Raw genomic sequence first — 26,121 nt, 5'->3', positions numbered from 1 at the left:
GACAGGAGAACAAGTGGCTGCCAAACCACGCGTGCACGAGATCGCGAGCGAACTCGGTGTAGAAAGCAAAGTCGCCCTCGAGAAGCTCAAAGAGCTCGGCGAATTCGTCAAGGGGCCGTCGTCGACGATCGAGCCCCCCGTCGCCCGCAAGCTGCGCGCGGCCCTCGAAGCAGAAGGCATCACGGCGCCGCCGAAGGCAGCCGAGAAGCCTGCAGCGAAGGCTCCCGCGAAGCCTGCGCCGGCGCCCGCCCCTGCACCTCCCGTCGACGCCGCTCCCGAGCCGGCCGCTGAGGCTCCCGCTCCCGCGGCTCCCACGGCGCCCGAATCCGGTGGCGACGCCGCTGCGCGCCCCGCTGCCGAAGCCGGTCAGCCGCGCCCCGGCAACAACCCCTTCGCCTCGCAGCAGGGTATGACGCGTCCGGGCACTCCTCGCCCCGGCAACAACCCCTTCTCGTCGACTCAGGGCATGCCCCGCCCCGGCGGCGGCGCCATCCCGCGCCCGAGCGCGCCGCGTCCGGGTGCTCCGCGTCCCGGCGCTCCGCGTCCCGACGGCGCAGGTCGCCCCGGCGGCCCGCGCGCTCCGTTCCAGCAGCGCACGGGTGGTCCCGGCCGTCCGGCCGGCGCTGGCGGCGGCTTCCGCCCGGGTGGCGCAGGCGGCCCGGGCGGTGCTCCCGGCGGCGGCTTCAGCGGCCCTCGCCCCGGTGGTGGCGGTCGTGGTCGCGGCCCCGGCGGTGGCACGGCTGGTGCCTTCGGTCGCGGTGGCGGCAAGTCGAAGGCGCGCAAGTCGAAGCGCACGAAGCGTCAAGAGTTCGAGATGCGGGAGGCCCCGTCGGTCGGCGGTGTCAGCGTTCCCCGCGGCGACGGCAAGACGGTCATCCGGTTGCGCCAGGGCGCGTCGATCACCGACTTCGCCGACAAGCTCGAGAACGCCACGGGCATGAGCTGCCCTCCCGGCAACCTCGTGACCGTGCTGTTCCACCTCGGTGAGATGGCCACGGCGACCGAGTCGCTCGACGGCGCGACCTTCGAGGTGCTCGGCGAAGAGCTCGGCTGGCGCATCGAGATCGTGTCTCCCGAAGACGAAGACAAAGAGCTTCTCGAGGCCTTCGACATCGACCTCGATCAGGAGGACGACGAAGACGACCTCGTCATCCGTCCCCCCGTGGTCACCGTCATGGGTCACGTCGACCACGGAAAGACCAAGCTGCTCGACGCGATTCGCGAAGCGAACGTCGTCGCGGGTGAGGCCGGCGGCATCACGCAGCACATCGGTGCGTACCAGGTCTGGACCGAGCACGAGGGCATCGAGCGCGCCATCACCTTCATCGACACCCCGGGTCACGAGGCATTCACCGCCATGCGTGCTCGTGGTGCGCAGGTGACCGACGTCGCGATTCTCGTGGTCGCGGCCGACGACGGCATCATGCCGCAGACGGTCGAGGCGCTCAACCACGCGCAGGCCGCCGGTGTGCCGATCGTCGTCGCCGTCAACAAGGTCGACAAAGAGGGTGCGAACCCCGCCAAGGTGCGTCAGCAGCTCACCGAGTTCGGTCTTGTGGCTGAAGAGTACGGCGGAGACACCATGTTCATGGACGTCTCTGCTCTGCAGAACATGGGCATTCGAGAACTGCTGGATGCTGTGCTGCTCACCGCAGACGCCGGCCTCGACCTGCGTGCGAACCCCGCCCGCGATGCCCGTGGTGTCGCGATTGAGGCGAAGCTCGACAAGGGTCGCGGCTCGGTCGCGACGGTGCTCATCCAGGCCGGAACCCTGCGCGTCGGCGACCCGATCGTGGCAGGCACGGCCTATGGCCGCGTGCGCGCCATGACCGACGAGAACGGCGAGAAGGTCGACGAGGCCTACCCCTCGCGTCCGGTGCAGGTGCAGGGTCTGTCGAGCGTTCCGCGCGCCGGCGACACCTTCATCGTCACCGACGACGACCGCACCGCCCGTCAGATCGCCGAGAAGCGCGAGGCCGCCGAGCGCAACGCCATGCTGGCCAAGGCTCGCAAGCGCATCAGCCTCGAAGACTTCACCAAGGCGCTCGAAGACGGCAAGGTCGAGTCGCTCAACCTCATCATCAAGGGTGACGTCTCCGGTGCCGTCGAGGCGCTGGAAGAGGCTCTGCTCAAGATCGAGGTCGATGACAGCGTGCAGTTGCGCATCATCCACCGCGGTGTGGGTGCTGTGACCGAGAGCGACGTCAACCTCGCGACGATCGACAACGCGATCATCGTGGGCTTCAACGTTCGCCCCGACACGAAGGCGCGCGAGCGTGCTCAGCGCGAAGGCGTCGACATCCGGTTCTACTCGGTCATCTACGCCGCTCTCGAAGAGATCGAGGGCTCGCTCAAGGGCATGCTCAAGCCTGAGTTCGAAGAGGTGCAGTCGGGTGTCGCCGAGGTGCGCGAGATCTTCCGCTCGTCGAAGGTCGGCAACATCGCCGGTGTCATCGTGCGCAGCGGCACGATCACCCGCAACGCCAAGGCGCGGGTCATCCGCGACGGCGTCGTGGTCGGCGACAACCTGGCCATCGAGTCGTTGCGTCGCTTCAAGGATGACGTGACCGAGGTGCGCACCGACTTCGAGTGCGGTATCGGCCTCGGCAAGTTCAACGACATCCAGATCGGCGACGAGATCGAGACGATCGAGATGAAGGAGAAGGTGCGCGCCTAGCACTGCGCCCTCCGGGCGCGCATGACGTGACCCGGTGCGGCCCGCTGATCCGAGCGATCGGCGGGCCGCATCCCTCAGCACCACCCGCACCACCCGCACCACCCGCAGCAGTCAGGAGCAGCTCATGGCAGGCAACCCCCGCGCTCGCAAGGTCGCCGACCGCATCAAAGAGGTCGTCGCGCAACGGCTCGACAAGGGCCTGCGCGACCCGCGCCTGGGCTTCGTGACGATCACCGATGTGCAGGTGACGGGAGATCTGCAGCACGCCTCGATCTTCTACACCGTGCTCGGCACCGAGCAAGAGCGCACTGACACTGCGGCGGCGCTGACGGCGGCGACAGGGATGCTCAGAACCGAGGTCGGTCGCAACCTCAACACGCGCCTCACCCCGTCGATCGAGTTCATCCTCGACGGCATCCCTGAGAACGCGGCCTCGATCGAAGCTCTGCTGCGCGAGGCGCGCGAGCGCGACGCGCAGACCGAGGCGGAGGCCGCGACGGCGCAGTACGCGGGCGACCCCGACCCCTACGTCAAGCCGCGCGACGTCGACGCCGAGCTCGATGAGCTCGATGACGATGAACTGCTCGACGACGACTCGGACGCCGCGGAGTCGCCCCGGCGCTAGTCGTCGAGTGCGGCGGCGTCGTCGGCGAGCAGCTGCCCGCGCAGGCCGCCGCCGAAGATGGCCACGGCGGCCAGGAACAGCACCGCGGCTTTGGCGATGAGCCAGGGAATCAGCAGGCCGGTCACCGCCAGCACGAGGGTCGCGAGAGACGCGACGACGACCATCGGCAGAGCCGCACGGTGTCCGCGAGCCCACGCAACGGGGCTCTCGAGCAAGTGGTCGCTACGGTAGCCGATCCATCGATTCGGCCGAAGGCGCCCGATGGCGCCGAGCCAGATGATGAGCGGAAACCCGATCGCGCCAGCGACGAGAAATACGCCGGTCAACTGCAAGGCATCTTCTCCGGTGATGTCCACGGTGCCAGCGTAGAGGCTCCGCCGATGGGCCAGAGTTCGGCCTGCTCATCTGCGCTCCTCTGAGCACGCTTTGTGCTCAGGTGAGCAGAGCCTTGCCGTGAGTTCGGGGATGTCAGTACAGTCACGTTCACCATTTGTCCATGGTTGTCTACAGACAAGGTGATCAATGTCGATCGCGGTTCTCGGTGGGTACGGCGTGGGTATCACCATGCAGCTCGCCCGCATGCCGCACGCGGGCGAGACAGTCTCGGGTGGTGTGCTCACCCGCGAGCATGGCGGCAAAGGATCGAATCAGGCCATTGCCATCGCTCGGTGGGGATCACGGCCGACCTTGATCACGGCGATCGGAGACGATGCCGACGGCCGAGCCGCGCGAGAGCTGTGGTCGCGCGAGGGTGTCGATGACGCAGCCGTCATCACTGTCGATGACGCGACGATGGCCGGCGTGATTCTTGTCGACGGCGAGGGCGAGAATCGCATCGCGATCGCTGCGGGCGCGCTCGACGCGTTGTGGGGTGCACGTGTCGAGCCGCTTGCAGCGACCGCATTGGAGGGGGCTTCTGCCCTCGTCATCTCTCTCGAAGTGCCCCACGACGCGGCGATGCGCTGCTGTGACGCGGCCCGACGCGCAGGCATTCCCGTCATCCTGAATCCCGCTCCGGCGACAGATGTGCCTCGTGAACTCTGGACCACCGCTGACATCCTGGTTCCGAACCAGACCGAAGCGAGGTCACTGCTCGGGCTCGAGGCCGTCGACCTCGACGACCTCGCCATCGCGGTCGCGCTTGCCGAGCACTGCTCGGGCGACATCATCCTGACGTGCGGCGCGGAAGGCGCCATCGTGGTCGACAACGGCTCAGTGAGCCGCATCACGTCGCCCAGCGCTGTCGTGGTCGACACGACCGGCGCCGGCGACACTTTTGTGGGCGTCTTCGCAGCCGAGTACTCCGCCGGTGCAGAGCTCAACGATGCTGTCACGATCGCCTGCCGCGCCGCAGCCTTCTCGGTCGAGCACCGCGGCGTCATCGCCGGCATTCCGCGACGCGACGAACTGGCGGGGGCCGCAGCATGAACGCCGAACTGGCTGCGGTTATCCAGCACACCCTGATCGCCGCCGACCTGACGGCCGACCGCATGGCGGCTCATGCCGAAGAGTGCGTCCAGTGGGGCTTTCAGGCCGCCATGGTTCCGGGTTCATGGGTGCGCGAGGTCGCCTCGGTGCTGTCAGGCACCGAGGTCGTTGTCGCTTCGGCGCTCGATTTTCCGATCGTCGGCATCACCACACCACGGGGCAAGGCCGCTGAAGCCGAGCAACTCGTGGCGGCCGGCGCTCAGCAGCTCGACATCGGGTGTCAGATCGGGTGGCTGAAGTCGGGCCGGTTCGACGCCTTTCGTGACGACATCGCGGGTGTCGTCACGGCGAGCGGCGTGCCCGTGAAGGTGATGCTCGAGCTTCCACTGCTGACGGCAGCCGAACGCGAGGCCGCGGTCGAACTCGCCATGGAAGCAGGGGCCGCCTACCTCAAAAATGCCAGCAGCGGTGCGGTCGAGATCGCGAACGTCGCGAGCATCGCATGGTTGTCGAGTCGGGTGCGCGACGGCGTGCTCGTCAAGGCATCGGGAGGCATCACGAGTGCCCATCAGGTGCGAGAGCTGATCGCCGCGGGTGCCGCGCTGGTCGGAACGAGTGCGGGCATCGAGATCGTCAGCGGTAGCGACGACACGACCACGAGGAGCTACTGATCATGGCCATCTTCGAGTGGAGAAAGGGAGCAACCAGCATCGACCGTGCGGGAGCGACGGCCCTGCACACTCAGATCTCTGATGCGATCCGGGCACGCATTGGCGCGGGCACCTGGCCGATCGGCCAGCAACTGCCTGCCGAACCCGATCTTGCAGCCGAGCTCAAGGTCAGCCGGGGCACCGTGCGTCGTGCCCTGTCGACGCTCATCGACGAGGGCCTGCTCACGCAGACCCAGGGCAGGGGCACCTTCGTGGTCGCGACTGCCGCGATTCCGAAGGCCGAGGGAGAGCTTCGGGGCATCGCCGAAGACTTCGCCCGTCAGGGTCTGCACCTCACCACGGTCGTGCTGCGCGCTGAGCTCGCCGTGCCCGACGTCGCCGTCGGTGCTGAACTGCATGTGCTCGCCGACGAGCCGGTCGTGTGCATTGAGCGGGTGCGCAGCGCCGATACGACCCCGATCGCCCTGCTCTACAACTTCGTTCGCGCCGACCTCGCCCCCGATCTCGAGAAGCTCGATCTCGTCGGCCGCACGCTCTTCGACCTGCTCGAGCTTCACTACGGTCTCGCCCTCGCCTATGCGCGGCGTATGTTCTCTGCTCGGGCGGCCACGGGCGACATCGCCCGCCACCTTCAGGTAGACGAAGGCTCTCCGGTTCTGCACCTCCGGCAGACCGCTTTTCTGGCGGACGGTCGCCCTCTGGAGCACTCCGAGGTCTGGATCGCGAGCGACGATGTGCACGTGAGCATGGTGCTCGAACGTCCGCAGGCGCACGAGGTGGCCTCATGACGATGAAGCTCATCATCGACTGCGACACCGGCTCTGACGACGCCGTCGCAATCATGGCAGCCGCGCTTCATCCAGCGCTCGACCTCATCGCCGTCACCACTGTCAATGGCAATGTGCCCCTCGAGAACACGACCGACAACACGCTCCGCGTGCTCGATGCGATAGAAAGCTCGATTCCCGTGCATGCCGGATGCCCTCGCCCACTCGTTCGATCCGACTTCCCGATTCCGCGCGATGTGCTCAACGCCGGGCGAGAAGAGTTCCAGAAGCGCCGACTCGATCTGCCCGACCCCGTGTCGACAGCATCTGAGCGAGGGGCCGTAGAGGTGCTCATCGAGCACTATCTGGGTCCCGATGGTCCAGAGACGACACTCGTGGCGGTCGGGCCCCTCACGAATATTGCGGCGGCGCTCGCTGCAGAGCCGCGCCTCGCCACCCGCATCCCTCGCTTGGTGATCATGGGTGGCGCGCGAGGGTGGGGCAACGTCACGGCGACGGCAGAGTTTAATTTCTGGGTCGACCCGGAGGCTGCCGCAGCGGTGCTCTCCGCGGGCATCGCTGACGTGCTGATCGTGCCGCTCGATGCGACCCATGACGCTGCGATCAGTCGTGATCACTGCGCTCGATTCGACGCCATCGGCACGCCGGGTGCTGTGGCCACCGCCTCATTGGTCCGCGGCCGCATCGACACGTATCCCGGTTCTGAGCACACTCCCATGGATGCTGCACCGGTTCATGATGCGTTGTGCATCGCGGCACTGCTGCGCCCCGCGGTGCTCACGCAGGTGATCAGCGCGGCCGTCACCGTCGAAACAGGCGGGCTTCACAGCGTCGGCTCACTGGTCATCGATGAGCGACCGTGGTCGCCCCTGCCGCACAATGCGCGCGTTGCGCTGCGTGCCGATGCTGATGTCTTCGCCGACACCCTCGCGGAAGCGTTCGACTCGTGATCTTCAGCGCCTGCTCATATTCCGTTGCACGCCCGGCAGCGGTCTTCGACTCCGTTCGTCCGAGTGCGCGAAAGGCGACCGCGTCCAGCGGCCGTCGTCGCGCACGGTCGTTCGAAGCGCTCCACAAGAGCGAATCCTGGTCGAGCGTCGATGGTGACGTCCCGACTTCTTCGAGTGCCGCGCGGCAGAGACGCCGCGCGGTTGTTCACCCCCGATTCGAAAGGCATGGATCATGACCAACGCCCCAGTGGCTTCTGCTCCGAAGAAGAGCAGTCGCTTCAACCGCAACAACCTGCCGACGACACTGATCGTCACGCTCATTCCGGTGTGCGTGGCCCTCAACATCGTCGGCGGCTACATCGCGTCTGCTCTGCGACTGCCGGTCTACCTCGACATGATCGGCACCGCGATCTCTGCGATCGTGCTCGGCCCCTGGTGGGGGGCGCTCGTCGGTGTTCTCACGAACACCGGCTCGGCGCTCATCACCGGTCCGGTGAGCTTGCCGTTCGCTCTCGTCAACGTCGTCGGCGCCCTGCTCTGGGGCTACGGCGTGCGCTCGTGGGGCCTCGGCCGCACGATCCCGCGGTTCTTCCTGCTGAACATCATCGTCGCTGTCGCGTGCACCATCGTGGCCGCGCCGATCATCGTTCTGGTCTTCGGTGGCGCGACCGGCGCGGGTGCTGACGCACTCACCGGCACGTTCCTCGCGGTCGGGCAGAATCTCGCGGGGTCTGTGTTCTCGTCGAACATTCTGACGTCTCTGGCCGACAAGATCATCGCGGGCTTCGTAGCACTAGCGATCATCGAAGCGTTGCCGAAATCGTTGACACAGAATCTCGACATAGTGAAGGCGACACCATTGAAAGGCGTGCTTCTTGCCGTCGCCGGTGTCGTCATCGGCGTGCTCATCGTCGTCGTGTTCCTCGCCATCAACGCTGGCGCATAGGCACGACCACAACCGTCCGGGCGCGCGACAACCGTCGCGCGCCCGGACGCAACGGAGGAATCATGACCGACCCCATCATCACTTTTGACAATGTCACCTACACCTATCCCGGCACAGAAGAGCCGGCACTGAACTCGATCGATTTCTCTGTCATGCCCGGCGAGTACGTGGCTGTGCTGGGACTCAATGGAGCCGGAAAGACCACGCTCGGCCTCTGCGTCAACGGAGTTGTACCGACGATGCTCGGCGGTGAGATGACCGGTTCGGTCACCGTCGCGGGTCTCGAGGTCGGCGAGTACGCCGTGCGAGAGATGGCGAAAGTCGTCGGCATCGTGTTCGACAACCCGGAGTTTCAGATGAGCCAGCTCTCGGTTGCTGAGGAGATTGCGCTTGGACTCGAGAACGCAGGCGTGCCCTATGAAGAGATGATCCGCATTATTCCCGAGACGCTCGAGCTTGTCGGCCTCGCTGGGTTCGAGAAGCGCTCGCCTCTCGGCCTCTCGGGCGGTCAGCAGCAGCGTCTCGCGATCGCCGCCGTCTTGGCGATGAGCCCGCAGATTCTCATCATGGACGAGCCGACGTCGAACCTCGACCCGATCGGCAAGCAAGAAGTGTTCGATATGGCGGCGACGCTGAACCGTGACAAGGGCATGACCGTCATCGTGATTGAGCACGAGGTGGAGGTCATGGCCCGTTATGCCGACCGTGTCGTCGTTCTCGACCACGGCCGTGTCGTCATGAACGGCACCCCTCAAGAGATCTTCAGCCGAGTCGACGAACTGGCTGCCCTGCACTTGCGCGTTCCGGAGAGCGCCGCCCTCGCCACCATGCTGAGCGAGCGCGGGCTGTGGAAGGGCGATGTTCCCACCCGCACAGAGACAGCCGTCAGCGCCATCAATACCCTTTTGGAGGCCCAGCGTGGCTAAGAAGATTCCCATGCCGTCGCCTGCCGAAGCCCGGTCGAACGCTCCCCACGCCATCGTGGTCAACGATGCCCACTACGTGTATCCGCACGGCAAGGTTGTCGCCCTCGATGGCGTGAGCGTGACCGTCGAGCACGGCGAGATTCTGGGCATCATCGGCCAGAACGGATCAGGCAAGACGACGCTCACCAAACTGCTCAATGGGCTCTTGAAGCCGTCAAGCGGAGAGGTGATGATCAACGGCATCTCGACGGCGGGCCGTACCGTGCAAGAGATGTCTGCTCACATCGGCTACGTGTTTCAGAACCCCAATCACCAGCTGTTCGCTCGCACCATTCAGGCGGAACTCGAGTTCGGGCCGACGAATATCGGCATCGAAGGCGACGAGCTCGCTGAGCGAGTGGCTCGTGCGGTCGAGTTCTTCGGGCTTCGAGATGTCATCGACGAGCACCCCTATCGCGTCAGCTTTCCGATCAGGAAGCTCGTCGGAATCGCCTCTATCGTCACGATGGAGCCTTCCATCTTGATTCTCGACGAACCATCGACCGGCCAAGATCACCAGACAACGTCGATCATCAACGACTTGATGGGCAAGCTTGCCGATCAAGGCACGACGGTCGTCTGCGTCTCGCACGACATGCCGCTGCTGGCGGATGTGGTGAAGCGCGTCATCGTCATGAAAGACGCGCAGATCATCGCAGACGCCTCGCCTCGAGAGGTCTTCGCCGACAAGACGCTGATGGCCCGCACGAACCTGCAAGCACCGCAGGTGACCGAGATCGCCCTGCAGACCGTTGTTCCGCACGGTGGCCCCGTGGCACTCACCCCAGCTGAACTCGTCGACGATCTCGTCGCCCGACTCGAACGCCAAGGCTAGGAGCCGCAATGTCTATGCAAGGAGCCCTGCCGGTCTCACTGATTCCCGGCGACTCGGTCATGCACCGCATTCACCCGTTGCCCAAGATGATCTGGGTCGTGCTCTACGTCGTCGTGGCCTTCATGACTCAGAACATCTTCCTGCTCTACGGCATGGCAGCATTCGCACTGTTCTTGGCGATCGTCAGCGGCGTCATCCGCCCCATGCTCAAGGCGGCGTTCATCATCGTGCCGATCGGCTCGTCTCTGCTGGCGCTGCAGCTCATGGCACCTGCCGTCGAGCAGCCGTGGACGCAGATCGCCGAATTCGGGCCGATCACGCTTTATGAAGACGGGCTGTATTACGGTCTCGTGCTGCTGGGGCGCATCGTCGCCTGCCTGCTGATGGCGCTCGTCGTGGTGATGACCACGCACCCGAGCGACCTGTTCACGACCCTGTCGAAGCTCAAGGTGCCGTACACGTTGAACTTCATGATGGCGATGACGCTGCAGTTGATTCCGGTCTTCCAGCGCGAGGTCGGCATCATTCTGAGTGCTCAGAAGTCTCGGGGCATGAAGGGCAACGGTTTTCAAGCAGTGCTTCCAAGCTTCGTGCCCGTCTTCGTGGGCGCGATCGAACGCGTGCAGCAGCTCTCGATCTCGCTGGAGTCGCGCGGGTTCGGGTCTGCAGGCCACAAGTCGTCGTATCGGCAGGTGAAAGGAAAACCGACCGACGTCATTCTCGCCCTCGTCGGAGTCGCGGGAGCAGCGACGCTGGGCACGATGTCGATCATGCGCGGCGGCTGGAACGTCAGCGAGCTGCTGGTGGTGGAGCCGGCGACGGCCGTCATCGTCTGGGTGGTCTCCGCCTCGCTCTTCCTCAGCATCATCCTGTTCGCGCTCATCCTGTCGTTCAAGCAGAGCTAGGAGGCTCACATCATGGCCGTCACGACACACGACGACCGGCAACACCACATTCAGGTCGCGCCAGGAGAAGTGGGCAGGTATGTGCTGCTCCCCGGCGACCCGGGCCGCAGCGAGCCGATCGCTCAGTACTTCGACGACCCCGTGCTCGTCGCTCGCAATCGCGAGTACGAGACGTGGACAGGCACGCTCGACGGCGAGAAGGTATCGGTGACATCGACGGGCATCGGATGCCCCTCAGCATCGATCGCCATGGAGGAGCTCGTCAAGGTGGGCGCTGACACCTTCATCAGGGTGGGCACCTCGGGTGCCATGCAGCCCGAGATCGCGCCGGGCGACCTCGGTGTCATCAGTGGCGCCATCCGCGACGAAGGCACGACTCTGCACTATCTGCCGGTCGAGTTTCCGGCCGTGGCCGATATCGATGTCACTCGCGCGCTTGCCGTCGGCGCTCGCTCGTTGGGGCACACGGTGCACGTCGGAATCAGTCAGTCGAAAGACTCGTTCTACGGCCAGCACGAGCCCGGTCGCATGCCGGTCGCCGGCAGACTCGCTGAACGCTGGTCGGCCTGGATGGCGGGTGGCGCAATTTGCTCAGAGATGGAGGCCGCGGCGCTCTACATCGTTGCGTCGACGTTGCGCGTGCGTGCGGGCGGCATCATGCTCATCCTCGGCCACCACGACCAGTCGCCGATGACCGAGGCGGAGCTGGCCAAGGGCTCGATGGATAACCTGCTGCCGCCGGCGATCGCGGGTCTTCGCGAACTGATCGCTCGTGATCGCGAGGCGGCGGCATGAGCGGCCTCGACGCTGATCTTCAGCATCACCTGCATCTGCGCCGCGGCGATGTCGGCCGCTACGTCTTGTTGCCGGGTGACCCCGGCCGCTGCGAGCCCATTGCTGCTCTGTTCGACGATGCCCGCCACGTCGCGAGCAACCGGGAGTACACGACATATACGGGAACCCTGGACGGCGTCGCCGTCAGCGTGGTCTCCACCGGTATCGGATGCCCCTCGTCGGCGATCGCTGTCGAAGAGCTCATCAAGCTCGGTGCCGACACCTTCATCCGCGTCGGCACGTCGGGGGCCATCCAGCCCGATACCCCCTCGGGCACACTCGCGATCGTGACCGCGGCCATTCGCGACGAAGGCACCTCGAGCCACTATTTGCCCATGGAGTTTCCGGCGATCGCCGACCCACTGGTCGTCGATGCGCTCACGGAGGCCGCACGCCGCACGGGCGCACCCTGGCAACGCGGTGTCACGCAGTCAAAAGACTCGTTCTACGGCGAAGTTGAACCCGAGCGCATGCCGATGGCGGCCATGCTCGCCGAGCGCTGGGCTGCATGGGTGGCGGGCGGGGCGATCTGCTCTGAGATGGAAGCGTCGACCATCTTTCTGATCAGTGCCATTCACCGTGCAAGAGCAGGCGGCATCATGCAAGTGCACAATGACGCCGTCGGCGGGGAGATCGACCAGAACCGCGAGCATCTTCTCGCCACGGCCGTGGAGTCGTTGCGCGTGCTGATCGCACACGATCGTTCGGGCGCTTCATGGCCTTGACGGCCGATTCGGAGCGACTCGCTCGAGTTGCTCCGGAGTACGTCGCTCGCATGCGCGAGCACCAGAAGCGCAACGTCACCCTGATGATCCTCGACGGGGCGGCATTCGCACTCGTGCTCTCGATGCTGAGCGAGACGACGATCATTCCTGCCTTCGTCGAAGGCTTGACGGGCAGTGCAGTGCTCGTCGGGCTCGTCGGAGCGATCTTCGCTCTCGGGCGGTATGCGCCGCAGCTGATCGGAGCGCACCTCGTGCTCGGTCGCGAGCGCCGCAAGCCTCTGTTCGTCACCATCATCGTCGGGCAGCGCATCGGAATTCTGGCCGTCGCGGCGAGCGCGCAGCTCGCGGGCACGCTCGACACCTCGCTCGTCGTCGTGCTGTTCTTGATCTCGTTCGGAATGTACGCGGCGCTCGCGGGCATCATCGGGCCCGTCTTCGGCGACTTCGTCGCGAAGGCGGTTCCGGTCGGGCGCGGTCTCTTCTTCGGCACTGTGCAATTGATCGGCGGGCTTCTCGGCTTCGGTGCGGCGCTCGTCGCCGAAAACGTCATTCGCGAGTACCCCTTTCCGGTGGGCAACCAGATTCTGTTCTGGGCGGCCGTCGCCGGCTCGTTGGTCTCGCTCGTGCTCGTGAGTTTCTTGAAAGAAGAGCGCCTGCCTGACCCCGCGCCGCGACCGGCGTTTACGCGAACGCTGGCGAGCATCCCGGGCATTCTGCGCACTGACCCCGATTACCGGCGCTACCTCGTTGGCCGCCTTCTCCAGGCGATCGCGGCGGGCGGCATGGGCTTCGTCGTCGTCGCAGGCTTGCAGGGCTCGACGCTGGTGCCCTCTGATGCAGCGCTGCTCGCCGCGGCGTTCATTTTGGCTCAAGCGGTGCTGGGTTTCGGGCTCGGCGCGCTCGGCAACGCCGTGGGCTGGCGAGCAGTCATGGTGACGGGCGGCGCACTCATGGCAGTCGGGTTCGCGGTCGCGGCCGTCGGCGGATCACTGACGGTCAGCATCATCGCCATGGCGATGCTCGGAGGGGCGAACTCACTCGTGTTTGTCGGCGACCAGAACATGTCGATCGAACTCGCCCCGCCGGGCGCGACGAGCGTGTACCTCGGGCTCACGTCGACCGCGCTGGGTCCCTTCTTCATCGCCGGTCCGTTGCTGGCAGGCGTGCTGTCTCCGGTGGTCGGCTTCACCCCGGTCTTCATCGCAGCAGCCGTGCTCGCGGGCGCGGGGGCCCTGCTGTGCCTGCGCGTGCGGGAGCCTCGCCATCGCGTTGCCACCGGCGAGCGCCACGACGAGGTGCTGCCATGACGATCGCGGCCGACGTCGAGCAGCTGAGAGTTCTTGCTCCAGAATTCGTCGCGGGTATGGAACGCCACCGGCGTCGCAACATGACGCTCATGGTGCTCGAGGGCGGCACGTTCGCCCTGGCGATGTCGCTCTTGAGCGAGACCACGATCATCCCCGCCTTCGTGCAGGCCCTGACCGGCAGTGCCTTCCTCGTCGGGCTCGTCGGCGCAGTGTGGGCGCTGGGCCGCTATCTGCCGCAGCTGGTCGGTGCCCACCTGGTGCTGGGCCGACGGCGGCGCAAACCGCTGTTTTTGACGATTGTCATCGCCGAGCGGGTGGCGATTCTGCTCATCGCGATCGCCGCCTCACTCGCGGGGGTGCTCACGACTGAGCTCGTGATCGTGCTGTTCTTTCTCGCCTTCGCGGCCTATTCGACGACCGTCGGTCTGCTGGGCCCTGTCTACGGAGACTTCATCGCCAAGGCGATCACCGTGGCGCGCGGATGGGTGTTCGGCCTCGTGCAGCTGCTCGGGGGCGTGCTCGGCTTCCTCGCCGCGCTCGGAGCCGAGCGGCTGCTGGCGACCTACCCTTTTCCGCTCGGAAACCAGATTGCCTTTTGGGCAGCACTAGGCCTCTCGCTGCTGTCGATCGTCTTCGTGGCGAATCTGGTCGACCACGAGTTTCCTGTCGCCGAGGCACGCCCGCCCTTTCGTCACACCCTCGCCGGTGTGCCCCGCATGCTCGCAGAGCACCGTCACTACCGTCGCTACCTCACGGCGCGCGCGGCCATGGCGGCCGCGACCGGGGGAGTCGGCTTCGTCGTGGTCGCTGGTCTCGCGGGGCCGTTGCAGGCGCCCGATGCGGCTCTGCTCGCGGCCGCATTCGTGCTCGCGCAGGCCGTCATCGGCTTCGGTCTCGGTGTGCTCGGAAATCGCACCGGCTATCGCGTCGTCGTGGTGGTCGGCGCGCTGCTTCTGGTGTGCGGGATGCTCACCGCAGCGGTCGCCGACAGCCTGCTTCTGTTCGCACTGGCCTGCGCGCTGCTCGGCGGTGCGAACTCGTTGACCTTCGTGTGCGATCCCAGCATGTCGATCGAGTTCGCGCCACCGGGCCGCACGAGCGTCTACCTGGGCACGACTCTGACGCTGCTGGCGCCGTTCTTCATCGCGGGGCCATTGCTCGCCGGGGCGCTCGTGCCGATCGTGGGCCCCACCACGATCTTCGTGAGCTGTGGGTTTCTGGCGGCGATCGGCGGCGTGCTCGCGCTCGCCTTCCGCGATCCGCGCGCGGGCGGCGCCCTCATGAGCAACGCCATCATCCAGCAGAAGGAGATTCTGTGACTCGACGCATGATCATCGATACCGACACGGCCGCTGACGACAGCTTCGCCATGCTGGTCGGGCTTCGCCACCCCTCGGCTCAACTCGAGGCTGTGACGATCGTCGCGGGCAACGTCGCGTTCGATCAGCAGGTTCAGAACGCCCTCATCACAATCGAGCAGGCCGGTCGGAGAGGCGAGGTGCCGGTGCACCTCGGCGCCCGAACGCCGCTGCTGCGCGAGTGGGTGGAGGCGAGCGCCCACGGTGATGGCAAGGGCAATCACGCGTGGCCCGTTCCGACACAGGCGCCGAGCGATGAGCGGGCCGCTGAGGCGATCGTGCGCATTGTCGATGAGAACCCGGGCGAGATCGACATCGTCGCGATCGGGCCGCTCACCAACATCGCGACGGCCGTGGCACTCGATCGCGATCTGCCGCGAAAGGCCCGCTCGCTCTGGATTATGGGAGGGTGCGAGAACTCGATCGGCAACATCACCGCGGCGGCCGAGTACAACTTCTATGTCGACCCTGAGGCCGCCCAGCTCGTGCTCGCTGCCGGATTCGAGACCACGATCGTCACCTGGACGCTCACGCTCGAGCGTGCACTATGGACGAGCGAGCAGCTCGAGCAGCTCGCCGCGCTCGGTACGCCGCTCGCCGAGTTCTTCCGCATTCTCGACACCCCGAACCTCGAGTTCAATCGAACCGTGGGCATCGACGGCAGCACGCATCCCGACTCGTTGACGGCCATGCTTCTCGTGCGCCCTGATCTCATCAGAGCGTCGCGGCAGCTCTACGTCGAGGTCGACACTCGACCGGGCCTCACCAGCGGGTACTCACTCATGGACGACCGCCCGACGCGCAATGCTCCGAACGCGACGGTCATCACCGACATCGACGCGGAGGGATTCTTCGCGGCCTACCGCGAATTGCTCTCTGCGGAATAGGAGGTGCGTCGAGTTCGGTCACTCAGGCCGACGGGCGCTCGCGCCGTTCGGGTGGTGATCGCCCAGGCGAGCGTTGCGACGTGCAGAGTCACGGCTCGCGCGGAATCGGTGAGGGCATCGGCCCCGAGCAGCGACTCGAGCCGATCGATGCGGTCGTAGAGCGTCTGGCGTCTGATGCCCAGCGCACGAGCTGCGGCTGTGCGGCTGCCCCCGGCGCGGAACAGCTCGATGAGAGTGCTCAGCAGTTCACTACCGCGTCGGGCGTCGAACTCGAGCACGGCACCCAGCTGCGCCGTGACGAAGTCGTCCAGGCCCCCTGCGTCGTCGATGGTGCGCAGCAGCCGGAACAGGGCGGTGTCTTCTGCCAGCATCACCGCGTTCTGCCCGAGCAAGGGCGCCAGGTTCGCGGCATCGAGGGCGGCTCGAAGAGACGAGGGCACGTCGCCCCACGTGTCGACGATCTCGCCTGCTGTGACCGAGCGGAAGAGTCCGCTCGGTGCCGTGGTCACTCGCGTCAGGGTGCTTCGCACCGAGTCGAGCGGCTGCGAGCGGTCCAGTGCGCTGATGAAGACGACGCTGGGGCCCACGCGCCCGATGATCGATGGCCCGAATGCTCGGGGCACCGTGTCGACGAGGTGCACATAGCCGTCGTCGATTCCGCGCCCTGGTGCGATGAAGCACGCCACGGCGACCACCGAGTTCGCCTGCCCGATCACGATGCCGAGAGAACGTGCGCGCGCCTCGAGCTCGGTCACCGAGATGTCTCCCGAGAGCAACGATTGCAGCAGCTGCTCGTGCGCATAGCGCCGTGTCGGCATCGTGGGGCCCGAGCGGGTCAACTCGAGCGCCATGGCCGCCGCACCACGGTCGATGATGACGCGGTGGTCGGCGGTGACCGCAGCTGCCGAGCGGATCGATCCGCGGCGCTCACCGAACACCTCGACCGGTCTCTCGAGCTCGCGTGCGTACTGCGGCACCGTTCCGGTCGCGGCGATCTCGCGGCCCTCGCTGTCGATGAACGCGGCAGGAGCCCCCGTGAGGTCATCGATCGAGCCCAGAATGCCGGCGACGCCGCCACCGTTGAGCAAGACCTCCATGAAACGGGTCGTCGCACGATCCGAGGCCCGCAACGACATCGACTCGGCGTCGAGAATCAAGCGGTGCGCGGCTTCGGTGATGTCGATGAACGGCACCACGCCGTCGAGCCGCACCAGGGCGACGGGCGACTCGCGCAGCTCGTCGATGATGGCAGGGGGAACCTCGCTGAAGGTTCTGCCGACTTCGAACAAGAGAGCGCCCACGTCGATCTCTCTGAGCGATCGGGCATAGGCGCGCAGCCGCGACTCGTTCGCACCGACGAGCCCGAGCCCCGAGGTCAACAGCGCCTCACCGCCCTTGAGCAGCGTGGCGATATCGAAGATCTCTGAGGTGTGCACCCAGCGCACTCCGCGATCGGGACTCCCGCTGACGATCTGGGGCGCTGCGGCTGCCAGCGCCGGCAGCGTCACGAGGTCATGCACGGTGAGAGCCACCCTTGCACCTTCGCGAAGGCTTGACAGGTTGTCCACCCATTGCACATATGAGCAGGTGAGACCAGACAATCTGTGCGTTGTTGTGACGGGAGCCTGTGAGCAGACTCAGAGCGAGCATCCAGTGCCGGATGCCCGCGAAAGGAGCCCGCTGTGGTCACCATGGAACCCGCCATCGCCGCCGTCAAAGGCGCGAGCACGCTCGTGCACGTGCCCGAGGGCTACTCGTGGATGGGCTGCGATGACTACGAGCGCGAAGCGCCGCGCCGCCGTGTGTATGTGCCCGAGTTCTGGATGGACAAGTATCCGGTGACCAACGACGACTATGCGGCCTATGTCGACAGTACGGGTGCTCGAGCGCCCTCGTACTGGCAGGGCGGCCGCATCCCGGAAGGGTACGGCGACCACCCCGTCATGGTGAACTGGCTGAACGCCTGCGAGTACGCGCGGTGGGCGGGCAAGCGTCTGCCGACCGAGGCGGAGTGGGAGAAGGCGGCGGGAGGCGGGCAAGGGCTGGTCTTTCCGTGGGGAGACCGGTTCGATGCCGACCGCGCGCTGACCTGGGAGACCGCGGCCGTCACGGGAGTGCACAGCGAACCGGTGACTGCGCGACCCCAGGGCGCATCACCCTACGGCTGTGAGCAGATGGTCGGCTTGGTCGAGGAGTGGGTCGACGACGTCTACCGCGGGTATGCGGGCAGCGGCTACGACTCGATCGGGTACCAGCAGGGCTATCGAGTGCTGCGCGGCGGCAGTTGGATCTTCTCGCAGACCCACGCCCGCATCACCTACCGGTGCTTCGAAGACGAAGACCTCTCTGACGAGCACTTCTGGGGGCTCGGCGGGCCCACCTTCCGCTGCGCGTCGACCGTGGCGCCTCAGCTCGAGGCTCGGGCATGAACGGCGAACTGAAGCCGGGCCACGACCTCGTGCGCATCCCGGCGGGAGAGTTCGTGCGCGGCAGCGACGAGTTCGACCTCGAGGCGCCCGAGCGCGTCGAGTATCTGCCCGCATTCGAGATCGACTGCTACCCCGTGACGGTCGAGCAGTACGCGCACTTCTGTGCAGCCACTGGTGCCCCCACGCCACCCGACTTTCCCGACGCGAACCGTCGAGCGGTCGAGCCCGAGCTACGGCGCCACCCCGTCGAGCGCGTGTCGTGGTTCGAGGCTTCGGCCTACGCCGCCTGGGCGGGCCTGCGCCTGCCTACCGAAGCCGAGTGGGAGCGCGCCGCGCGCGGCCAGCAGGGCCGTCGCTGGCCGTGGGGCGACACATTCGACGAGTCGAGAGCCGTGGTGTGGGACAACGCGAAGGCACTCGGCGTCACGACCGTGACGATCGACCGCTTTCCGGGCGGGGCGAGCGTCGAGGGTGTGCACCATCTCGCCGGAAACGTCGAAGAGTGGGTGAGCGATGCGTTGCGACCCTATGACGGCAGCTCGCACCGTTCACCGTCGGCCGACGGCACGTGCAGAGTGCTCCGCGGCGGTTCATGGTTCTACACGAACGAGTACGCCCGGGGCTCGTTCCGGCGCGGGGCGCTGCCCGACTTCACCGGGTACGACGGAGCCGGAGGGCCAGGGTTCCGATGTGCTCGCGACGTCGACGAGCAGGCCCCCTGACGCCTAGTGGTCGAGCTTGATGGCGCCGGTCGAGAAGATCGAGATGGCGATGAAGACGAGCGACGGCAACACGATCAGAGCCGCGAAGCCGCCGAAGAGCAGAACAGAGAACTTCTCCAGCCGAGTGAGCGCAGGGGCTCCGTCGTCGAGTGTCATGATCCGATGATACGTCAGCCCGAGTGGGAGCCGGGCAGGCCGTAGCCCTCGTCGACCGAGCCGATGGCGAGGCCGTCGGCGAGCAGGCCCGCGAGCGCGCGCTCGCGCTGCACCGAGTCGGGCCAGAGCTGCTCGATCACCTCGGCCGGCACGGGGGTGTCGCTGAGGCGCAGCTCGCGCATGATGAGCCCGCGCACCTGGCGGTCGCTGCCCTCGAAGCGCGTCTGGCGGGGTGCGGCCGGACCCTCGTACTCGGGGTAGCCGGCCGCGCGCCAGGCGCACAGCTCGGCGATCGGGCAGGCCGCGCACTTCGGGCTTCGGGCGACGCACACCGTCTGGCCGAGCTCCATGGCGCCGGCGTTGAACGCCCGCGCGTCAGCAGGGTCACTCGGCAGCAGCGCCTGCATCGTGGCGAGGTCAGCGCGAGTGCGTGCGGGCCCGGCTTCGCCCAGACCAGTAACGGCGCGGGCCAGCACCCGGCGAGTGTTGACGTCGACGACCGGCACGGGCTTGCCGTAGGCGAACGCCGCGACGGCGCGGGCGGTGTAGTCGCCGATTCCGGGCAGGGAGAGAAGAGCATCCACGTCATCGGGCACGACCCCGCCATGCTGCTCGCTGATCGCGACGGCCGCGGCATGCAGACGCAGGGCGCGGCGCGGATAGCCGAGGCGGTCCCACGCGCGCACGGCCTCGGCGGGGGAGTCAGCAGCGAGCGCGTCAGGGGTGGGCCAGCGTGCGAGCCACTGCTCGAGCCGGGGAATCACCCGTGCGACCGGCGTCTGCTGCAGCATGATCTCGCTCACGAGCGTGCCCCACGCGCTGAACCCGGGCCGCCGCCACGGCAGGTCGCGCGCGTTCTCGGCGAACCACGCGATGACGCGGGGCGGGATGCTCGCACGCCGCTGTTCGTTGCCCGTGGTCTGCACGGCCTCCACGCTACGGCGTGCGGGGCAACTCTCAGCGCGCGCCCCTAGCGTGGCGACATGAAGATGCTCGTGACCGGGGCGACCGGCTACATCGGCGGGCGCCTGGTGCCGCGCCTGCTCGATGCCGGCCACGAGGTGCGCGTATTCGTGCGCGACCCGGTGCGGTTGCGCGACGTGCCGTGGGCGGGTGACGTCGAGGTCGAGGTGGGTGACCTGAGTCGCTCCGCCGACGTCGAGCGCGCAGTCGCCGGAATCGATGTTCTGTACTACCTCGTGCACTCGATGAGTAGCGCGGGCGACTTCGAGCGCACCGAGCGGCAGGTGGCCTCGACGGTGGCGCGCGCCGCGGCCGCGGCGAAGGTGGGCCGCATTGTCTACCTCGGCGGCCTGCACCCCGACGGCCCGCTCTCGGCCCACTTGCGCAGCCGCAAAGAGGTCGGCGACATTCTCATGGCGAGCGGCGTGCCGACGGCGGCGCTGCAGGCCGGAGTAGTGATCGGTTCGGGCTCGGCGAGCTTCGAGATGATCCGGCACCTGACCGAGGTGCTGCCGTACATGCCGGCCCCGAAATGGGTGCGCAATTTCATTCAGCCGATCGCGGTGCGGGATGTTCTCCACTACCTGGTCACAGCCGCCACTTTGCCGGCCGACGTCAACCGGGCCTTCGATATCGGAGGCCCCGATGTGCTGCGCTACGGGCAGATGATGAACGGCTACGCAGTGGAGGCCGGCCTCAAGCAGCGCCCCATCGCGAGCCTGCCGGTGCTGACGCCCTACCTGGCGAGCCAGTGGGTGAACCTGGTGACGCCGATTCCGCGCGCGCTCGCGGTGCCGATTATCTCGAGCCTGCAGTACGACGCAGTGCGCAGCGAGCACGACATCGACGACTACATCGAGCCGCCCGCCGCCGGGCTCACGGGCTATCGGCTCGCCGTGCGCTACGCGCTCGCCAAGATGCGCGAGGGCGAAGTCGAGACGAGCTGGCAGAACTCGACCGTGCAGGGTGCGCCGAGCGACCTGCTGCCGAGCGACCCCGAGTGGAGCGGCCACACCGTCTTCACCGACCGGCAGGAGGCCGAGTCGTCGGCCCCGCCCGAGGCGCTCTGGCGCGTGGTCGAGGGCATCGGCGGCGACAACGGCTGGTACTCGCTGCCGGTGGCCTGGGCGGCACGCGGCTGGCTCGACAAGCTCGTCGGGGGAGTCGGGCTGCGGCGCGGCAGACGTGACCCCGATCGACTCGCCCAGGGCGAGGCGCTCGACTTCTGGCGTGTCGAGCGGCTTGAGCGCGGGCGCTTCTTGCGGCTGCGTGCCGAGATGAAGCTGCCCGGGCGCGCGTGGCTCGAGTTCACGGTCGAGAAACGACCGGGCGGGCGCTCACGGCTCGTGCAGCGCGCCATCTTCTTTCCGTCCGGGCTCGGCGGGCGGCTCTATTGGGCGGCGGTCTTCCCCTTCCACGGCATCATCTTCTCGGGCATGGCGCGGTCGATCGCGGCAACGGCGGCAACGACTCGTGGCCGCTCGCTCGGCGGCTCACGAGCAGCGAACGACGTTCAGGTCACAGAACGGTAACGGGCTGCGCTAGCATGGCTGCACCGTAATGACGCGGTGACCGTCTGAAAGCGAACGCGATGCCCCTGACGCGCACGATCGACCGACCTCGTCGATACTCAGTGCGCCGCAGCGCGGCCGCCTTCACCGCCACCCTGGCCCTCGTGGCCGTTCTCACCTTCGACCACACGGCGGCCACCGTGCACGCCGCGCAGCCGCTCGGCTCGTTCGGGCTCAACGACGGAGTGCCGCTCACGGTCGCCCACCGCGGCGACCCGGCCGCGGCCCCCGAGAACACCCTGCCGGCCTTCGAGGCCGCACTGCGCAGCGGAGCCCAGGTGCTCGAACTAGACCTGCAGGCGACAGCCGATGGCCACGCGGTGCTCTTTCACGATGACCTACTCGACCGCACCACGAACGGCAGCGGCCCGATCGCCGACCGCACGCTCGCCGAGCTGCAGGCTCTCGACGCGGGCAGCTGGTACGGCAGCGCGTGGGCGGGCACGGGCATCCCGACCTTCACCGAGTTTCTGCCGCTGCTGCAGTCGTCGAACGCGCGCGCGCTCATCGAGTTCAAAGGCGTCTGGACCCCCGATGAGCTGCGCCCCGTCGTCGCCGCCATCTACCGCGCCGGCGTGCAAGACCGCGTCGTGCTCGCGAGCTTCGAGACGCCGACGCTGCTCGACCTGTGGCGTGAGGCCCCGTCATTACCGCGCGCGATCATTGTGCGGCGACTGCCCGACGACCCCGTGGCCTTCGCGGCCGCGCACGGGGCGTCAACGGTGGTGACGAGCCTGCGGTCGTTTCAGGTCGAGCCAGAGGCCGCCGAGCGCCTGCGCGCCGCGGGCCTCACCATCATCGTCTACACGCTCAACCGCGCCGACCTCTGGCAGCAGGCGGTCGATCTCGGCGTCGACGGCGTGGTGACGGATGCTCCCCGCCGGCTCGCGCAGGTGCACGCCGCGGCGCGCGGGTAGTCAGCGACGCCGCACAAGTGCTTCGTAGATCGCGATGCCCTCGAGGAACGACGAGATGCGGATGCGCTCGTTCTTGGCGTGCAGGCACGCGCGCTCTGCCGCGCTGAGTCTGAAGGGCGCGAAGCGATAGACGTGATCACTGATTGCGGTGAAGAAGCGCGAGTCGCTCGCCTGCATCATCACGTAGGGGCTCACGAGCAGGCCGGGCACACGTTCGTCGATCGCCGCGACGAGGTCGTTCCACTCGGGCCCTGACGAGGGGGAGACGGGGGAGGGCTCGCTCGGCAGCAGCACATCGATGAGCACCAGGTCGTCGTCGATTGCGCGCCGCACCTCGTCGACCGCTTCGGCCACGCTCGACCCGGGGGCGATGCGCATGTTGACGGTCGCTTCGGCGTGCTCGGGCAGCGCGTTGGCGGCATGCCCGGCCCGCAGTTCGGTGACGGCTCGGGTCGTGCGCAGCAGGGCAGTCGTCTCGGCACCGCGCCGCAGCAGCACGCGCGTGAGCAGCGGCGCGAAGGCGTCGACGTGCCCGAACACGAAGCGCAGGGGCTGCTTCGTGCGCGCGCCGAGCGTGCGGATCATCGCCCGCATGGTCGGGTCGAGCCGCGCTTTCGCCGGTGAACCGTTGAGCCGCAGAATGGCGCGAGCCAGGCGCTCGGTCGCCGCGAACGGCGGCGGGCTCGAGGCGTGACCGCCCTGCTGCTCGACGCGCAGCGTGAGCGTCGTGATGCCCTTCTCGGTCACGCCGATGAGCGCGGCCGGCTCGTCGAGCCCCGGAAACACGTCGCGCACGATCGCGCCGCCCTCATCGACGACGAGGGAAGGGCGGATGCTCTGCTCACGCAGCGCCGCCACGATCGCCTGCGCACCGGTGCCCGCGACTTCTTCGTCGTGGCCGAACACGAGCAGCACATCGTGCCGCGGCGTGAAGCCGGCCTCGAGCAGCCGGTCGACCGCTTCGAGCAGAGCGACGAGCGAGCCCTTGTTGTCGATCGCTCCGCGGCCCCAGACCACCTGCTCGCCCTCGTGCTCAAGCACCTCCGCCGCGAACGCGGGGTGGGTCCAACCTTCATCGGTCGCCGGCACGACGTCGTAGTGCGCCATGAGCACGGTCGGCGAGCTCGCACCGGAAGGATCGCTGCCGCGCCAGCGGTAGAGCAGCGAGTAGGGCACGTCGCCTTCGGGGTCGGTGCCGTGGCGCTCGACGGTCAGGGCGTCGTGCACGCGGGGGTACTGCGTGGGTAGCTCGGCGATGAACTGCTCGAACGCGTCCCGATCGGCGCGCGGGCCGGGGCCGGTCGTCGGGCGAGAAATGGTGGGGATGCGCACGAGCACGCGCAACCGCTCGATCGCGCGGGCATCGGCGGCAGCATCCGTCATGCATTGAGCCTATGGCGGGGCCCGCCGAGCAGGTAACGTGCCAGAATGCGCCGTTTGCCGATCGCCCTCGTCGCGGGTGCCGTCATGATCGTGCTCGCGATCGTCGCCGCCGTCGTGCTGCTGCCCCGGGTTCTGCCGACCACGCTCTCGAGCGGCCCGGCCCCGCAGCTGGCGGCCGCCGCGATCTCGAACGGCCCGCTGCGGGCCGACGTCAACGCGTTCACGTTCGACTCGTTCCATGCCGACTACGTGCTCGGCCGTGACGAGACGGGGCACGCGACGCTGACGACGACCGAGACGCTTGTCGCCCGTTTTCCTGACTTCGATCAGAACCGCGGCATCCGTCGATCACTGCCCGCCACCTATCAGGGCCACACGACCAACCTGCAGGTCGTCTCGGTGACCGACGAGAATGGACAGCCGCGGCCATTCGAGGTCAGTTCTGACACGGGCCGCGTCGACATCGTCTCGGCGGTGCCCGAAGGCAGCTACACCTACGGCGTGCAGACCTACGTCATCACCTACACGCAGCGCGACGTGGTCGACTTCTTCAGCAGCACGCAAGCGCAAGAGTTCTATTGGAACACCAACGGCACCGACTGGGCCCAGCCGTTCGCGAGCGTCTCGGCGACCGTGACGCTCGACGACGGACTCGCCTCCGCACTGCTGCCCGGCCGGGTGTTCTGCTACGTCGGCTACTCGGGTTCGACCGACCAGTGTGAGATCTCGGTCGACGGAGCGGTGGTGTCGACCGAGCCCGTCGCGCTCTTCCCCTACCAGAACGTCACCGTGGCGCTCGGCTTCGCCGACGGCACTTTCGAGCTCTTCGACACCTCGCTCATGGCCTCGCCCTGGGGCTGGCTGCTGCTGCTGAGCGCAGCGCTCGCCGTCGGTGCGGCCCTCGCGGCGATCGTGCTGCGCCTGACCGTGCATCGGGATGCTCGCGGCAGGCCCGTCATCGTCGCCGAGTATCTTCCTCCGCGGGGCATGAGCCTGCTCGACGCCTCGGTTCTCACCGGGCATCGCACGCGAGCCGTGGCGAGCCAGCTCGTCGACTTCGCGGTGCGCCGCGTCATCACGATCATCGAGGTGCCCGGCGGGTGGTTCTCGCTGCGGTCAACCTGGCGGCTCAGGCTCGAATCGGCGTTGGGCGTCGAGGGTGAAGAGAAGAGCCTGCTCAGCTACTTCTTCCCCGGGCTCGTCGGGGGAGACGAGCACACCCTGAAGGCGCAGAATACGACGCTGAGCACGAAGATTCAGAAGCAGCTGAGTCGCATCTCGACCTCGATGGTGAAGCGCGGATGGCGGCGCACCATTCCGGGCCGGCACTCTGGTTGGCTGAGCCTCGCCGTCGTGGGCTCGACGATCGGCGCGTTCGCCTCGGTCATCACCCTGACCGACGAGGGCAGGGCAGATGGTGACTCGATCTTCCTCGTGATCCCGCTGACTTTCTTGTGTTTCTTCGTCGTGGCGAAGTGCCTCTACCGGCACCCGCTCACGGCCGAGGGTGCCGAGCTTGCCGATCACATCAAGGGGCTCAACGAGTACATCCGACTCGCGGAGGCCGACCGCCTGCGCGTGCTGCAGTCGCCGCAGGGCGCCCTGCGCGAGCCGGTCGACGTGAACAGCCCCGAGCAGCGCCTGAAACTCATCGAACGGCTGCTGCCCTGGGCGGTGATGCTCAAGCAAGAGCGCGAGTGGGCAAAAGAGCTCGGCGAGTTCTACGCCGAGGGGCAGAGCCCGGCCTGGTTCTCGAGCTCGCGAGCGTTCTCGGTGAGCGCGTTCTCGGCCGGAGTCGGGTCAGTCGCCTCGACACTGTCGTCAAGCTATTCGGGCTCGAGCTCGTCGGGTGGTTCGTCGGGCGGAGGGTCGTCGGGCGGTGGCGGTGGCGGTGGAGGCGGCGGCGGAGTGTAGACTTCTGCTCAAGCGCTTCCGCCCACCGGCCGTTCCTCGACCGGGTCAGGGCGACGAAAGCGCGGCACGTGCAGTCGTCGAGTTCGCGCACTTCTAGCGAGCCCGAGGCGGTTCTGCAGATCATGCAGGGCCGCGGTTCGTACGGAGCATCCACGCTCCGCACCG

The 26,121-nt window shown here is 67.3% G+C and carries 25 protein-coding genes; 20 read left to right on the top strand and 5 right to left on the bottom strand.

From position 1 onward, the window contains the following. The first annotated feature begins 13 nt into the window (after positions 1-13). Both infB and rbfA read left to right on the top strand, forming a co-directional pair. The gene (infB, locus tag KL788_RS03925) at positions 14-2,677 is read left to right on the top strand and encodes a translation initiation factor IF-2 (RefSeq protein WP_293168690.1); all 2,664 of its coding nucleotides are present in this window, start codon (positions 14-16) and stop codon (positions 2,675-2,677) included. A 124-nt stretch (positions 2,678-2,801) separates the two neighbouring features. Further along, positions 2,802-3,302 (top strand): 30S ribosome-binding factor RbfA, encoded by a 501-nt coding sequence (gene rbfA, locus KL788_RS03920; RefSeq protein ID WP_293168688.1) that lies wholly within the window; start codon positions 2,802-2,804, stop codon positions 3,300-3,302. On the opposite strand, the gene KL788_RS03915 is transcribed toward rbfA, so the two are convergent. Then, complete coding sequence (locus KL788_RS03915) at positions 3,299-3,658, bottom strand: SdpI family protein (protein ID WP_293168687.1); 360 nt, start codon at positions 3,656-3,658, stop codon at positions 3,299-3,301. The two genes, rbfA and KL788_RS03915, sit on opposite strands and share 4 nt — an antisense overlap. A 166-nt stretch (positions 3,659-3,824) precedes the next feature. On the opposite strand from KL788_RS03915, the gene KL788_RS03910 reads away from it, so the two are divergent. From KL788_RS03910 to KL788_RS03850, 13 genes are all read left to right on the top strand, one after another. Next, positions 3,825-4,730, top strand: a complete 906-nt coding sequence (locus KL788_RS03910) for a ribokinase (RefSeq protein ID WP_293168685.1) — start codon at positions 3,825-3,827, stop codon at positions 4,728-4,730. Beyond that, positions 4,727-5,401, top strand: a complete 675-nt coding sequence (gene deoC / locus KL788_RS03905; protein WP_293168684.1) for a deoxyribose-phosphate aldolase — start codon at positions 4,727-4,729, stop codon at positions 5,399-5,401. Before KL788_RS03910 ends, deoC begins: the two co-directional genes overlap by 4 nt. Positions 5,402-5,403: 2 nt before the next feature. After that, a complete protein-coding gene (locus KL788_RS03900) occupies positions 5,404-6,189 on the top strand; it encodes a GntR family transcriptional regulator (RefSeq protein ID WP_293168683.1) in 786 nt (261 codons plus the stop codon). Beyond that, a complete protein-coding gene (locus KL788_RS03895) occupies positions 6,186-7,139 on the top strand; it encodes a nucleoside hydrolase (RefSeq protein WP_293168681.1) in 954 nt (317 codons plus the stop codon). Before KL788_RS03900 ends, KL788_RS03895 begins: the two co-directional genes overlap by 4 nt. A 232-nt stretch (positions 7,140-7,371) precedes the next feature. After that, the gene (locus KL788_RS03890) at positions 7,372-8,085 is read left to right on the top strand and encodes an ECF transporter S component (RefSeq protein ID WP_293168679.1); all 714 of its coding nucleotides are present in this window, start codon (positions 7,372-7,374) and stop codon (positions 8,083-8,085) included. 62 nt (positions 8,086-8,147) lie between these two features. Beyond that, positions 8,148-9,011 carry an ATP-binding cassette domain-containing protein gene (locus KL788_RS03885; protein ID WP_293168677.1) on the top strand — a complete coding sequence of 288 codons (864 nt, stop codon included), beginning with the start codon at positions 8,148-8,150 and terminating at the stop codon, positions 9,009-9,011. A gap of 10 nt (positions 9,012-9,021) precedes the next feature. Beyond that, positions 9,022-9,885 (top strand): energy-coupling factor ABC transporter ATP-binding protein, encoded by an 864-nt coding sequence (locus KL788_RS03880; RefSeq protein ID WP_293168675.1) that lies wholly within the window; start codon positions 9,022-9,024, stop codon positions 9,883-9,885. A gap of 8 nt (positions 9,886-9,893) precedes the next feature. Further along, positions 9,894-10,790: an energy-coupling factor transporter transmembrane component T family protein gene (locus KL788_RS03875; RefSeq protein WP_293168673.1), complete on the top strand. Its 897-nt coding sequence runs from the start codon at positions 9,894-9,896 to the stop codon at positions 10,788-10,790. Between the two features lie 12 nt (positions 10,791-10,802). Continuing rightward, entirely contained in the window at positions 10,803-11,585 is a 783-nt protein-coding gene (locus tag KL788_RS03870) for a nucleoside phosphorylase (protein ID WP_293168671.1), read from the top strand. Continuing rightward, positions 11,582-12,349 carry a nucleoside phosphorylase gene (locus KL788_RS03865; protein ID WP_293168669.1) on the top strand — a complete coding sequence of 256 codons (768 nt, stop codon included), beginning with the start codon at positions 11,582-11,584 and terminating at the stop codon, positions 12,347-12,349. The genes KL788_RS03870 and KL788_RS03865 overlap by 4 nt, the downstream gene beginning before the upstream one ends. Continuing rightward, positions 12,340-13,656, top strand: a complete 1,317-nt coding sequence (locus tag KL788_RS03860) for an MFS transporter (protein WP_293168667.1) — start codon at positions 12,340-12,342, stop codon at positions 13,654-13,656. The genes KL788_RS03865 and KL788_RS03860 overlap by 10 nt, the downstream gene beginning before the upstream one ends. Next, positions 13,653-14,975, top strand: coding sequence for an MFS transporter (locus tag KL788_RS03855; RefSeq protein WP_293168665.1), 1,323 nt, complete (start codon positions 13,653-13,655; stop codon positions 14,973-14,975). The genes KL788_RS03860 and KL788_RS03855 overlap by 4 nt, the downstream gene beginning before the upstream one ends. After that, positions 14,972-15,901, top strand: coding sequence for a nucleoside hydrolase (locus KL788_RS03850; RefSeq protein ID WP_293168663.1), 930 nt, complete (start codon positions 14,972-14,974; stop codon positions 15,899-15,901). Before KL788_RS03855 ends, KL788_RS03850 begins: the two co-directional genes overlap by 4 nt. Here KL788_RS03850 and KL788_RS03845 read toward each other — a convergent pair. Further along, a complete protein-coding gene (locus KL788_RS03845; protein WP_293168661.1) occupies positions 15,874-17,433 on the bottom strand; it encodes a PucR family transcriptional regulator in 1,560 nt (519 codons plus the stop codon). The genes KL788_RS03850 and KL788_RS03845 overlap by 28 nt on opposite strands. Before the next feature lie 159 nt (positions 17,434-17,592). Here KL788_RS03845 and KL788_RS03840 point away from each other — a divergent pair, with 159 nt between their 5' ends. Both KL788_RS03840 and KL788_RS03835 read left to right on the top strand, forming a co-directional pair. Further along, the gene (locus KL788_RS03840) at positions 17,593-18,330 is read left to right on the top strand and encodes a formylglycine-generating enzyme family protein (RefSeq protein WP_293173149.1); all 738 of its coding nucleotides are present in this window, start codon (positions 17,593-17,595) and stop codon (positions 18,328-18,330) included. Continuing rightward, on the top strand, positions 18,327-19,052 hold the full coding sequence (locus tag KL788_RS03835) for a formylglycine-generating enzyme family protein (RefSeq protein WP_293168659.1): 726 nt from the start codon (positions 18,327-18,329) through the stop codon (positions 19,050-19,052). Before KL788_RS03840 ends, KL788_RS03835 begins: the two co-directional genes overlap by 4 nt. A gap of 3 nt (positions 19,053-19,055) precedes the next feature. On the opposite strand, the gene KL788_RS03830 is transcribed toward KL788_RS03835, so the two are convergent. Then, the gene (locus tag KL788_RS03830) at positions 19,056-19,208 is read right to left on the bottom strand and encodes a hypothetical protein (protein WP_293168657.1); all 153 of its coding nucleotides are present in this window, start codon (positions 19,206-19,208) and stop codon (positions 19,056-19,058) included. Between the two features lie 14 nt (positions 19,209-19,222). Beyond that, complete coding sequence (locus KL788_RS03825) at positions 19,223-20,134, bottom strand: A/G-specific adenine glycosylase (RefSeq protein WP_293168655.1); 912 nt, start codon at positions 20,132-20,134, stop codon at positions 19,223-19,225. Between the two features lie 57 nt (positions 20,135-20,191). On the opposite strand from KL788_RS03825, the gene KL788_RS03820 reads away from it, so the two are divergent. Then, positions 20,192-21,703 carry an SDR family oxidoreductase gene (locus tag KL788_RS03820; RefSeq protein ID WP_293168653.1) on the top strand — a complete coding sequence of 504 codons (1,512 nt, stop codon included), beginning with the start codon at positions 20,192-20,194 and terminating at the stop codon, positions 21,701-21,703. Positions 21,704-21,762: 59 nt separating this feature from the next. Continuing rightward, positions 21,763-22,659 carry a glycerophosphodiester phosphodiesterase gene (locus KL788_RS03815; protein WP_293168651.1) on the top strand — a complete coding sequence of 299 codons (897 nt, stop codon included), beginning with the start codon at positions 21,763-21,765 and terminating at the stop codon, positions 22,657-22,659. Here KL788_RS03815 and KL788_RS03810 read toward each other — a convergent pair whose 3' ends face one another. After that, a complete protein-coding gene (locus tag KL788_RS03810) occupies positions 22,660-24,042 on the bottom strand; it encodes a M20/M25/M40 family metallo-hydrolase (RefSeq protein ID WP_293168649.1) in 1,383 nt (460 codons plus the stop codon). It abuts the gene before it with no gap. Positions 24,043-24,087: 45 nt separating this feature from the next. On the opposite strand from KL788_RS03810, the gene KL788_RS03805 reads away from it, so the two are divergent. After that, positions 24,088-25,956 (top strand): DUF2207 domain-containing protein, encoded by a 1,869-nt coding sequence (locus KL788_RS03805; protein WP_293168647.1) that lies wholly within the window; start codon positions 24,088-24,090, stop codon positions 25,954-25,956. Positions 25,957-26,121: the final 165 nt, after the last annotated feature.

This window comes from Microcella sp. (assembly GCF_019739195.1).
In the GTDB taxonomy this organism is placed as follows: Bacteria; Actinomycetota; Actinomycetes; order Actinomycetales; family Microbacteriaceae; genus Microcella.
This window is presented reverse-complemented; position numbering and strand designations above follow the sequence as displayed.

What these genes read in the sequence shown, in the direction of transcription:
- rbfA (WP_293168688.1), top strand. Translation starts at nt 2,802, where the DNA reads ATGGCAGGCAACCCCCGCGCTCGCAAGGTCGCCGACCGCATCAAAGAG.
- KL788_RS03910 (WP_293168685.1), top strand. Translation starts at nt 3,825, where the DNA reads ATGTCGATCGCGGTTCTCGGTGGGTACGGCGTGGGTATCACCATGCAG.
- deoC (WP_293168684.1), top strand. Translation starts at nt 4,727, where the DNA reads ATGAACGCCGAACTGGCTGCGGTTATCCAGCACACCCTGATCGCCGCC.
- KL788_RS03900 (WP_293168683.1), top strand. Translation starts at nt 5,404, where the DNA reads ATGGCCATCTTCGAGTGGAGAAAGGGAGCAACCAGCATCGACCGTGCG.
- KL788_RS03895 (WP_293168681.1), top strand. Translation starts at nt 6,186, where the DNA reads ATGACGATGAAGCTCATCATCGACTGCGACACCGGCTCTGACGACGCC.
- KL788_RS03890 (WP_293168679.1), top strand. Translation starts at nt 7,372, where the DNA reads ATGACCAACGCCCCAGTGGCTTCTGCTCCGAAGAAGAGCAGTCGCTTC.
- KL788_RS03885 (WP_293168677.1), top strand. Translation starts at nt 8,148, where the DNA reads ATGACCGACCCCATCATCACTTTTGACAATGTCACCTACACCTATCCC.
- KL788_RS03880 (WP_293168675.1), top strand. Translation starts at nt 9,022, where the DNA reads ATGCCGTCGCCTGCCGAAGCCCGGTCGAACGCTCCCCACGCCATCGTG.
- KL788_RS03875 (WP_293168673.1), top strand. Translation starts at nt 9,894, where the DNA reads ATGTCTATGCAAGGAGCCCTGCCGGTCTCACTGATTCCCGGCGACTCG.
- KL788_RS03870 (WP_293168671.1), top strand. Translation starts at nt 10,803, where the DNA reads ATGGCCGTCACGACACACGACGACCGGCAACACCACATTCAGGTCGCG.
- KL788_RS03865 (WP_293168669.1), top strand. Translation starts at nt 11,582, where the DNA reads ATGAGCGGCCTCGACGCTGATCTTCAGCATCACCTGCATCTGCGCCGC.
- KL788_RS03860 (WP_293168667.1), top strand. Translation starts at nt 12,340, where the DNA reads ATGGCCTTGACGGCCGATTCGGAGCGACTCGCTCGAGTTGCTCCGGAG.
- KL788_RS03855 (WP_293168665.1), top strand. Translation starts at nt 13,653, where the DNA reads ATGACGATCGCGGCCGACGTCGAGCAGCTGAGAGTTCTTGCTCCAGAA.
- KL788_RS03840 (WP_293173149.1), top strand. Translation starts at nt 17,593, where the DNA reads ATGGAACCCGCCATCGCCGCCGTCAAAGGCGCGAGCACGCTCGTGCAC.
- KL788_RS03835 (WP_293168659.1), top strand. Translation starts at nt 18,327, where the DNA reads ATGAACGGCGAACTGAAGCCGGGCCACGACCTCGTGCGCATCCCGGCG.
- KL788_RS03830 (WP_293168657.1), bottom strand. Translation starts at nt 19,208, where the DNA reads ATGACACTCGACGACGGAGCCCCTGCGCTCACTCGGCTGGAGAAGTTC.
- KL788_RS03820 (WP_293168653.1), top strand. Translation starts at nt 20,192, where the DNA reads ATGAAGATGCTCGTGACCGGGGCGACCGGCTACATCGGCGGGCGCCTG.
- KL788_RS03815 (WP_293168651.1), top strand. Translation starts at nt 21,763, where the DNA reads ATGCCCCTGACGCGCACGATCGACCGACCTCGTCGATACTCAGTGCGC.
- KL788_RS03810 (WP_293168649.1), bottom strand. Translation starts at nt 24,042, where the DNA reads ATGACGGATGCTGCCGCCGATGCCCGCGCGATCGAGCGGTTGCGCGTG.
- KL788_RS03805 (WP_293168647.1), top strand. Translation starts at nt 24,088, where the DNA reads ATGCGCCGTTTGCCGATCGCCCTCGTCGCGGGTGCCGTCATGATCGTG.